Source organism: Xanthomonas cucurbitae, assembly GCF_002939885.1.
Classification (GTDB): domain Bacteria; phylum Pseudomonadota; class Gammaproteobacteria; order Xanthomonadales; family Xanthomonadaceae; genus Xanthomonas; species Xanthomonas cucurbitae.
This window is the reverse complement of sequence record NZ_MDED01000064.1, coordinates 1-9,479: the sequence shown is the minus strand read 5'-3', so window position 1 is coordinate 9,479 and position 9,479 is coordinate 1. Positions and strand designations below refer to the sequence as shown.

The following is a 9,479-nucleotide window of genomic DNA, read 5'->3' as shown; positions in this document are numbered from 1 at the left end:
CTACCTGATCGCAGAAAAGCGCTCGAAGTTGAAGCAGATCAAGAACAAACGCGCGTTGAAGCGGGCAAAGCGTTGGGAGCACACCAAGGCCATGCGGGCGAAGGTGGAGCATCCGTTCCGCGTGATCAAACGCCAGTTCGGCTACGTCAAGGTGCGCTATCGCGGTTTGGCGAAGAACACCGCGCAGGTGTTGACGCTGTTTGCGCTGTCGAACCTGTGGCAGAAGCGAAAGCACTTATTGCCTGCGATGGCCGAGTTGCGTCTGTAATCCGGGGAAACCCTCGGAAATGCGCTGAAAACGGCGAAAATCGAAGGTTTGAACGAGTTTTACGCGACCCAGGACGGCTTTTTCCGTCTCCTGGCTGCGTTGATCAGACAATCCCAAGGACTTGTGCCGGCGGCATGGCTTCACCGAGGCCTCCTACTACCTGTGGCGCAGCAAGTTCGGCGGAATGAGTGTGCCCGATGGCAAGCGGCTCAAGGACCTGGAGGCTGAGAACGTGCGGCTGAAGAAGTTGCTGACCGAACTGAGGCTGATGCCACCGGCGAGGCGGATCTCCACGCTTGGCGTGGGCACGGCGGGGGTGACGTGCAGCGGTAGCGTGGCCGGAAGTGCTGCAGACGCTGCAAGTTTGCCGCGCCAGTAGGTGAAGCTGCTCAACGAGACGCCGTGCTCGCGGCACCACGCCGATGGCGGACCATGCAGCTATGCGGTGTGACCAATCATCGTGATTTGAAGATATCGGGGAGATCCGTTGAGAAGAGCGCGATATCCCAACGGGCTGCTGGTGACTTGTAAAGGTGAGATTGCCGGACGCTTACATCGCAGCGAGCGTCGCATTCGTTATCAAGGTTTCGTATCGTAGAAGTCGCTCGCGAGCGGATTGACTAAATTTGGTGGATGAAAACCTATACCACCAGTTCAAATTCGTTACGTACAAACTTGCCTAACGTTCATGAGGAACAACCCGGTCCAGCGGAGAATCACGCAACCACCAGCACCAGGGGCAACCCTCCACCACTTGGACGGCCGCCTAGCAAACGGCGGCGGCTGGAGTCGGATGAACCTGGGGCGTCGATGCGACGCACGGAGCGCTTGCTCGTGAATGAGCGAACCGGAGCCAGCGAAAGCGCATGGGACAGGCGCGTCGGGCAATCAGTCACCCGCTCACACTTGCCCGATGATCCCGCCGACCGGCACGGCATCGCACCCGATCAGCGCCTGGACAGAGTGCCCGCTGACGTCAGCGGCGCGTCGTCGCATCGGCGGCCACAACGATCAACGCATGATCGTTTGGAGGCCAGCACATATCTTCGACCGTCCGAACAACCGTCCGACCGGATCGCAGGAAAACGGCCGCGGGAAGAGCAAGAGCCATATCGGCAGTCAAAGCGGCAAGTCAATGACGTGGGGCTGACGAAGGACGATCTCCGCAGGGCCGAACATCAGCTGGACTCGGCGGCAAAAAAACGGCTACAGGCGCAGCGAGAGCAGCAGCGGCTACACTTAAGTGAGCCCCACGGAATCGCTCGGAACCACAACGCCGGCCTGTGCGTGTCCATGGCATATGACAACGAGCTGGCGCACCGTATGCGTGACGGAATGGCTTTGCCCTTTTTGGAAGAAGGTGTCAACGCTCAGATCAACGCGCAGCGACTCGACAAATACCTTAGTCTGATTGCCAGCGCACGGCGCGCCAGGACAGGCGTGACACCCCGCGATCTCGATCGTTGCACCGAGCTCGCGGCGCACTACCTCTACCAGACCGGATGGTTCGAAGGTGCATCACTGGCGCAGCTGGCGCATGTGAGCAACAAGCTGAGCAAGCACCCGAACCAGCCCGCGTGCATGGAGGCAATCGCGTGGATCGCCGGGCAGGTCAATCAGGCCGATGATCTAGTGGGGCTGAGTGGCTACTTGTCGGCGCTCCTCCTGAACGCCTTCGCAAAGAATACTGACAGCGGCAGGTGTGAACGCGCGGTGGCTCGCTTGGCACGTCACCTGCTGCGTGACAAACAAGTCCAGCAGTCTTTGATCCCGTGGGAAGTTGGCCTGGCACTCAACACCTTCAGCAAGTGGTTCGATAATCCGGATTGCCAGGCCACGGCGCACCGGCTCGCCGCGCTTGTCGCCAGCGACAAACGCTTGGGTTATGCAATGGATGCGCAGAGCGTGGCCAATACGCTCAACGCCCTGTGCAAATGGCCCGACAACACGGCCTGTGCGGCCGCCGCCAGCGCGCTGGCCGCACGGCTGGCCGACGAGGGCAAATTGCGCAAGGACCTCAAGCCGCAAGAATTGAGCAATGCGCTCAACGCTCTGAGCAAATGGCCCGACACGCCGGTCTGTGGAGAGGCTATCGGCGCGCTGGCCGCACGGCTGGCTGACGAGAGCACATTGCGCAAGGGCCTGTGCCCGCAAGAGATGGGCAATGCGCTCAACGCTCTGAGTAAATGGCCCGATATGCCGGCCTGTGCGGACGCCGTCGGCGCGCTGGCCGAGCGGCTGGCCGACGAGAGCACATTGCGCAAGGACCTCAAGCCGCAAGAATTGAGCAATGCGCTCAACGCTCTGAGCAAATGGCCCGACACGCCGGTCTGTGGGGAGGCTGTCAGCGCGCTGGCTGCACGCCTGGCCGACGAGAGAAAATTGCGCAACGACCTCAGTTCGCAAGGCGTGGCCAATGCGCTCAACGCTCTGAGCAAATGGCCCGACATGTCGGCCTGTGCGGCCGCTGTGGGCGCGCTGGCCGACGATCCCGGGTTGGGCAAGATCCAGAACTCCATCCACGTGATCCAAGCGCTCAATGCCCTGAGCAAATGGCCCGACATGCCGGTCTGTGGGGAGGCTATCGGCGCGCTGGCCGCACGGCTGGCCGACGAGAGCGCATTGCGCAAGGACCTGGACGCGCAAGGCGTGGCCAATGTGCTCAACGCCCTGAGCAAATGGTCAGACACGCCGGTCTGTGGGGAGGCTGTCAGCGCGCTGGCCGCACGGCTGGCCGACGAGAGCAGATTGCGCAACGACCTCAGTTCGCAAGGCGTGGCCATCGCGCTCAACGCCCTGAGCAAATGGCCCGACACGCCGGTCTGTGGGGAGGCTGTCAGCGCGCTGGCCGCACGGCTGGCTGACGAGGGCACATTGCGCAACGAACTGGATCCGCAAGGCGTGGCCAATGTGCTCAATGCCCTGAGCAAATGGCCCGACACGGCGCCCTGTGCGGCCACCGTCGGCGCGTTGGCCGAGCGGCTGGCCGACGAGAGCACATTGCGCAAGGACCTCACGCCGCAAGAAGTGAGCAATGCGCTCAACGCCCTGAGCAAATGGCCCGACACGCCGGTCTGTGGAGAGGCTATCGGCGCGCTGGCCGCACGGCTGGCTGACGAGAGCACATTGCGCAAGGACCTGGACCCGCAAGGCGTTGCCAATGTGCTCAATGCCATGAGCAAATGGCCCGACACGGCGGACTGTGCGGCTGCCGCCAGCGCGCTGGCCGGGCGGCTGTGCGACGATCCCCGGTTGCGCAAGGCCCTGGAGCCGCAAGACGCCGCCACCGCCCTCAACGCCCTGAGCAAATGGCCCGACACGCCGGTCTGTGGGGTCGCCGTCGGCGCGCTGGCCGAGCGGCTGGCCGACGAGAGCAGATTGCGCAACGACCTCACGCCGCAAGGCGTGGTCAATGTGGTCAATGCTCTGAGCAAATGGCCCGACATGCCGGCCTGTGCGGCGGCCGTCGGCGCGCTGGCCGGACGGGTGGCCGACGAGAGCACCTTGCGCAAGGACCTAAACCCGCGAGGCGTAGCCAATGTGCTCAATGCCCTGAGCAAATGGCCCGGCACGCCAGACTGTAAGAATGCCGCCAATGCGCTGGCCGAGCGGCTGGCCGACGAGAGCACATTGCGCAAGGACCTAACCCCGCGAAGCGTGGGCAATGTACTCAATGCCCTGAGCAAATGGCCCGACATGCCGACCGGTGCGACCGCCGTCGGCGCGCTGGCCGAGCGGCTGGCCGACGAGAGCACTTTGCGCAAGGACCTGGACCAGTGGGGCGTGGCCAATGTACTCAATGCCTTGAGCAAATGGCCCGAGATGCCGGTCAGTGGGGCCGCCGTCGGCGCGCTGGCCGAGCGGCTGGCCGACGAGAGCACCTTGCGCAAGGGCCTAACCCCGCAGGGCGTGGCCAATGTGCTCAATGCCCTGAGCAAGTGGCCCGACACGGCGGACTGTGCGGCCGCCGCCAGCGCGCTGGCCGGGCGGCTGTGCGACGATCCCGGGTTGTGCAAGGCCCTGGAGCCGCAACACGTGGCCACCGCCCTCAACGCCCTGAGCAAATGGCCCGACACGCCGGTCTGTGGGGCCGCCGTCGGCGCGCTGGCCGAGCGGCTGGCCGACGAGAGCACCTTGCGCAAGGACCTGGACCCGCAAGGCGTGTCCAGCACGCTCAGCGCCCTGAGCAGATGGCCCGATATGCCGGCTTGCGAGGGGGCCATGGACCTCTTGGCGACGAGGCTGGTTGAGGACCACGATCTGCGACACGTCATGGAAGCGCAAGACGTGGCCGTGGCGCTCAATGCGATGAGCAGATGTTCCGGAATGCCGGCGCGTCAATCGGCAGGGGTACTGCTCAGCGAGCGTGCAGGCTCGGCCGAGCTGCCCTGGCAGCAGTTCAGTATGCGTGGAATGTCCATGATGGCGAACGCGATGTCCCGCCTGCTGCACATGGACGAAGAGGACGATGGGCCATTCCAGGCCCTGGGTGTGGCCAAACTGCAGGCCATGGCCGGGCACCTTGACCTGCACCGCGAGCGTTTTGCGTCCGCCTCGGCCGCAGATATCGGGGTACTCTTAAAGGCCCTTGCATCGGCGCGGCTGCAACGCCAGATGCGTCCGCTGGGTCAGCCAGCGCTGGAGCAGGTGTCGGCACTCGTCCGGGATGACGGATTAAGCCAGACCAGCCTTGAGGGGATCGGCAGCCTCTGCATGGGATTGTTGCCGTTTATCTTCAGTCCGGAGTTGAGCTCCCGCCATCGCGGCCAGGCATTACACGTGTTCAACAGGTTGCAGCCCATCGTCGCGCGCAAGATCGACCTGTACCTGAGCGGCGGTGGCCCGCAGCCTTCGGCCGACACCGAGCGTTACGCAACGCGCCGCCCTGCGCTGACCTTCTTCCAGGTGCTCAAAGCCTATGCGGTGGTGAGCCGGCAATGGAAACCGCGCAACCTTGAAGGCTCGCGGGGGGAACTGCGCCAGCGCCGCGACCAACTGGCGCAATGGGTGGATCTGACGCTAGAGCGGACCCGCAAGGCCATTGAGGCGGACCTCGGAGAGATGAGCTGGAACCTGATCGCGCAGATCGAGGCCGGCGACAAAGTGTTCGACGCTCTGGACCTGCGCATGGCGAAGGACGCGCCGACGATTACCCAGGCCCATCCACCGACCCGTTTTGACCTGGGCAGTGGGCATCTGAGCATGTGCTCGGTTCCTGGCCAGCCGGTTGTGCCGGCCACCGGCCGCGGCAGCACGACCCATGTCGTGGTCGATCTGCAGGGTAAGGAAATTTCGAATAACCAGACCGAATCAGACAAGCCTTACTCGCTGTTTGCGCGTCTGACCGGGCTGCCGCTGGTGGAGGTCCAGCTGCCCGGGGAAATCTCGACATTCATGCTTGCGCGCACGTTCAACTACAACGGCGAGCCCTGGCGCTTCGACATGTTCGGCGGTAGTCGCGCCGCGCGCAGCAAATCTGGTAGCAGCAGCCTTGTGCCGTCTCGCGGGCCTGAGAAGGCGTCGCTGCTGCCGGCGTTCCGTTATGCCGACACCGCCCCGGGCAGTAGCCTGATGCAGCTGGCCGCCAAGCTCGCTCCGCAACGCGAGGACTGGTCGCGCATGCAGCGATCGCTGCTGGAGATGGTCCCGAGCGACCATGTCGTGGAGGGCACCCTGCGCCTGGGCGTGTTCGATGACGTCGACGGCCCTGTGCATCCGTTCAAGCCGTTGACCGTGGATGGAACTGCCCTAGCGTTATGTCCCAACGATGGCTGCGGCTTTTTGAAATTGGAGGTGGCCTTGTCCATCCCTGCCTTCCGCAAGCATTACGAGGCTTGGCAGGCCGTACAGGCGAACCAGGCCAGCCAAGAGCAGCGCGATCTGGTTGCCAAGCACAGGGGGCCTTCGCTGATGCCAGCGCAGGCGCTGCAGCACTATCCGCGCGACGAGGCGGCGCTGGAAGAAGCACACGAGGCGATGCAGCGTCAGCTCGAGGCGCTCCAGCCCGTACAGGGTGAACCCTTGGCGTTGTACAGGCTTGCCGTCGGGGGCGGGTACCAGGGCCAGAGGGTCCGTGCGGTGCCCTCGGCCGACGACAAGGTGCATCTGCCGCAGCAGCGCAGCCAGGCCTTCGACGTCGCAGGTGGCCCCTTGCTACTGGGCAAGCCACCCTATGACAAGGAGAATCTGCTGCCGGTGCCGGAGGACCGCATTGCGACCGTGGCCAAGGGCGACGCCACCGCTGAGTTCCTCTCGCAGTCATTCGGCATCCAGTACAGCTACACCGGCTTCGATGATCGCTCCGGCCTCGATCTCCAGATGCTGCACAGCAAGGGCATGCTGGTCGTCGTGCCGGAGAAGAATTGGCCGGTCGATTTCGCCGACACGGACCTGGTCTGCTCCAAGGAGGATCTGAAGACGCTGTCGTGCTGGACGAACGGCCGTGACCGCAGTGCCCTGCCGCGCGACATGCTCAGCACCGGCAGCCTGCGGCTCAAGGAAATTGTGGAGCCTGGGCGCCTGGGCGCACTGCCGATTGCCGAATTGCGCAAACGCAACATGGACACCGACGGGGACGACGCCTTCGTTTACGCAGGCTATCCCAAGCTGGCCGCGCTGATTTCGCGTGTGATGGTCGATCGCGAGGGCAGGCGCGGTCGGCAACAATCCTTCAAGCCGCCGAAGACGGCCACGCCGGCCATCGACCCGGCCAGCGGCCAGTACCAGCCCGGGCGGCTGTCGGAGATCATGTCCCTCAAGCGCGGTCAGCAAGTCACCTCCGCGGCCGCCACCCTAGCGGCGCGCTTCATGGCGCAACCGGACGACCTGCGAGAAGCGCTTGCACGCCAAATGATGTTCGGCACCTACGATGGCATCGAGCGCGACTTGCGCAATGGTTTGCGCGAAGTGCTCGAGGAGCAGGCTCTCGATCCTCAGGTGTTGGCGAACCTTCGCTTCCAGGCGCGCGAAGCGATCGAACGCGCCCACCTGCCTGAAGCGCGAGAAGCCGCCGAGTTGCTGCACGCGCAGCTGCTTGGGCTTGCGCCGGATGCGCCCGCTACCAGCGAGGCGCCCGTTCTGCCCGAGGTTCTGGCTGAGGCGTTTCCGGGCCTGGCCAAGGCCTACGAGGCCGCCTCTGGCGTCGAAGCGCGCATCCACGCCATCCTGGACAACTACCCGGTGCTCCAGTTATCGCATGCGCAGTTCCCGGATGGGCAACCAGGGTTCATCCCCGACGAGCCGGAACTGACCATGCGCAATCTTTTCACCATCGCGATCAAGGTCGGCACCGATGCGCTGAAGTCTGACACCGGCACGGCGCTGTTCAGCAAGATCGTGCAGGCGTGCGAACGCTGCGAGCGTGGGTTCGACGACCGGGTGCGCTTTGTGCCGTACAGCAAGGCGACCGCCCGGGCGATGCAGGAGGGGCGATTCGATCCTGAACAGACCAAGGGAGTTCTGCAGCGCATGCCGTCGATGGCAGCCGGCGTCATGGAAGACGCGCTTCACGCGCTGCAGCAGGCAGGCTTGATCGACCTGCCGCAGCCGCCAGCCGCGCGGCTGCGCGCCGTGCAGCCAGAGGACATTGCGTTTGAAGCGCAGGCTTTGCTGACCCGTGCGCGCCAGATGGAACCCCAGGTCACCGACATGCTGCGGCATATCGCCGAGCGCCATGGTGGTCAACTGGCCGGAACACAACATCAACTGAAGTCGTTTGGCTCGTTGAAGGAAAAGCTCACGCAGCGGATCGCGGTGAAAAAGCAGACGCTGGAAGAAGCGGTAGCCGGCGTCAACGACGCGTTGCGTTACAGCGTGGTCCTGGAACCGCAGGACTTTACCGCCGGCCTGCGCGCTGTGCTGGCCGCACTGGACAATCAGGGACATGCGCGGATCAAGCTGACCAATCAATTCACCAAGTACCCGCCAATCTTTAAGGCCATCAACGTCACGTTGCGAAACCCTGAGGGTGCGTTGTGGGAGATCCAGTTCCACACGCCGGAGACCTTTGAGCTCAAGGAGCAATTTCACGATCTCTACAAGCGCTCACATGCATTGGCGCTTGGCGGTGCCTCGCGGTCCGAGCAGCGCGAGCTGCAGGCGCCTGCGGTAGAGGCATTCAAGCGCGTCGCCTCGCCCCCGGAGTGCGAGCAGATCGACGACTGGCAGGAAGAGATCGCCCCGGCTTTGGCAAGTACTGCGTCGATGCTCGACTCCAAGCAGAATCCCGTAAGTGCAGACGTCTCGCCTGCATACACCGTGTTCAATATCGCCGCAGGCAAGCAGGGGGTGTTGACGCCGGTGTTCAACAAGCTGGCCGACAACCTCGGCCTGCAGCTCTGGGGGAATGTGCGCTACAACGCGGCAGAGGACCGGATCGAGCAGGAGCGACAGGCGCCGTTCCAGAAATCGGTCGCATCGATCAAGGACAAGATTCGGCGCCATCTACGAGGCGGCATGACGGGTGCACAGGCCGGTCAGAGCGTGGGCGATGCGCTGCGTTATGTGTTTGAAGTGCCTTCCGAAGATTTCGTGGCGAAGGTGTTGGCGGCAGATGACGCGCTGCAACGGCAAGGAATGACGTGCGTGACGCTGAAAAACTACTTTGTCTCAGGAGATGGCACCTACAGAGGCATCAATGCCAGCTTCACCGATGCCGAGGGCTATGCGTTTGAAGTGCAGTTTCACACTGCCGAGAGCTTTAAAGTCAAGGCGCAAACGCACCTGCTGTACAAGCGGATGCAGTTGGCACAGACCAGACTTGACAGGGAGAAGGAGAAATCTCAGCCCGACCCCGTCAGGCAGGCAAAGCTGACGCAGGAGATCGCAGGGCACAGAAAGGCGATGCACGAGATGACGGCGAACGTACGCAAGCCTGTCGGCGTCGAGCGTATCGGGGGGCGCGCATGAGGTCCAATCAATCGCTCAAGACGTCGGAGACCTGCAACTTTCGAGAAGAGGGAGGTGTGAGCCAGACGACGTCTCCAACGCAAAGGCATGAGCGCCGAGCCCTACTGCTGCTGAAACATCAGGACGACTAGGGCTTGTAGTAAGCGGCGAGTGAGTCGGTCACCGTAAAGGTGATCGACTGCCTGGCGTCCGAGAACGGCCTGAAAACAGGATTTTTTTCTGGCTCATCGCGGATTCGTGTGGGTGCCTTGAGGCCCCTGAATCTGCGTTGAGCCTTGGAAACAGGCCCTTTCCACCGTCCCAG

Annotated in this window: 2 protein-coding genes and 2 pseudogenes; 3 read left to right on the top strand and 1 reads right to left on the bottom strand. The window is 63.4% G+C overall.

Annotated features, from left to right (window positions below; all coding sequences use genetic code 11):
• On the top strand, positions 1-268 hold a 268-nt coding region (locus XcuCFBP2542_RS18165), incomplete at its 5' end, for a transposase (RefSeq protein WP_146090361.1).
• Positions 269-383: 115 nt separating this feature from the next.
• Positions 384-527: pseudogene (locus XcuCFBP2542_RS18160) on the top strand (transposase); the annotation flags it as partial.
• 59 nt (positions 528-586) lie between these two features.
• Here XcuCFBP2542_RS18160 and XcuCFBP2542_RS20375 read toward each other — a convergent pair.
• Positions 587-661 (bottom strand): annotated as a pseudogene (locus XcuCFBP2542_RS20375) (hypothetical protein); the annotation flags it as partial.
• 240 nt (positions 662-901) lie between these two features.
• Between XcuCFBP2542_RS20375 and xopAD the strand changes: the two are divergent.
• Complete coding sequence (gene xopAD, locus XcuCFBP2542_RS18155) at positions 902-9,175, top strand: XopAD/skwp family type III secretion system effector (protein ID WP_104605579.1); 8,274 nt, start codon at positions 902-904, stop codon at positions 9,173-9,175.
• Positions 9,176-9,479 lie beyond the last annotated feature (304 nt).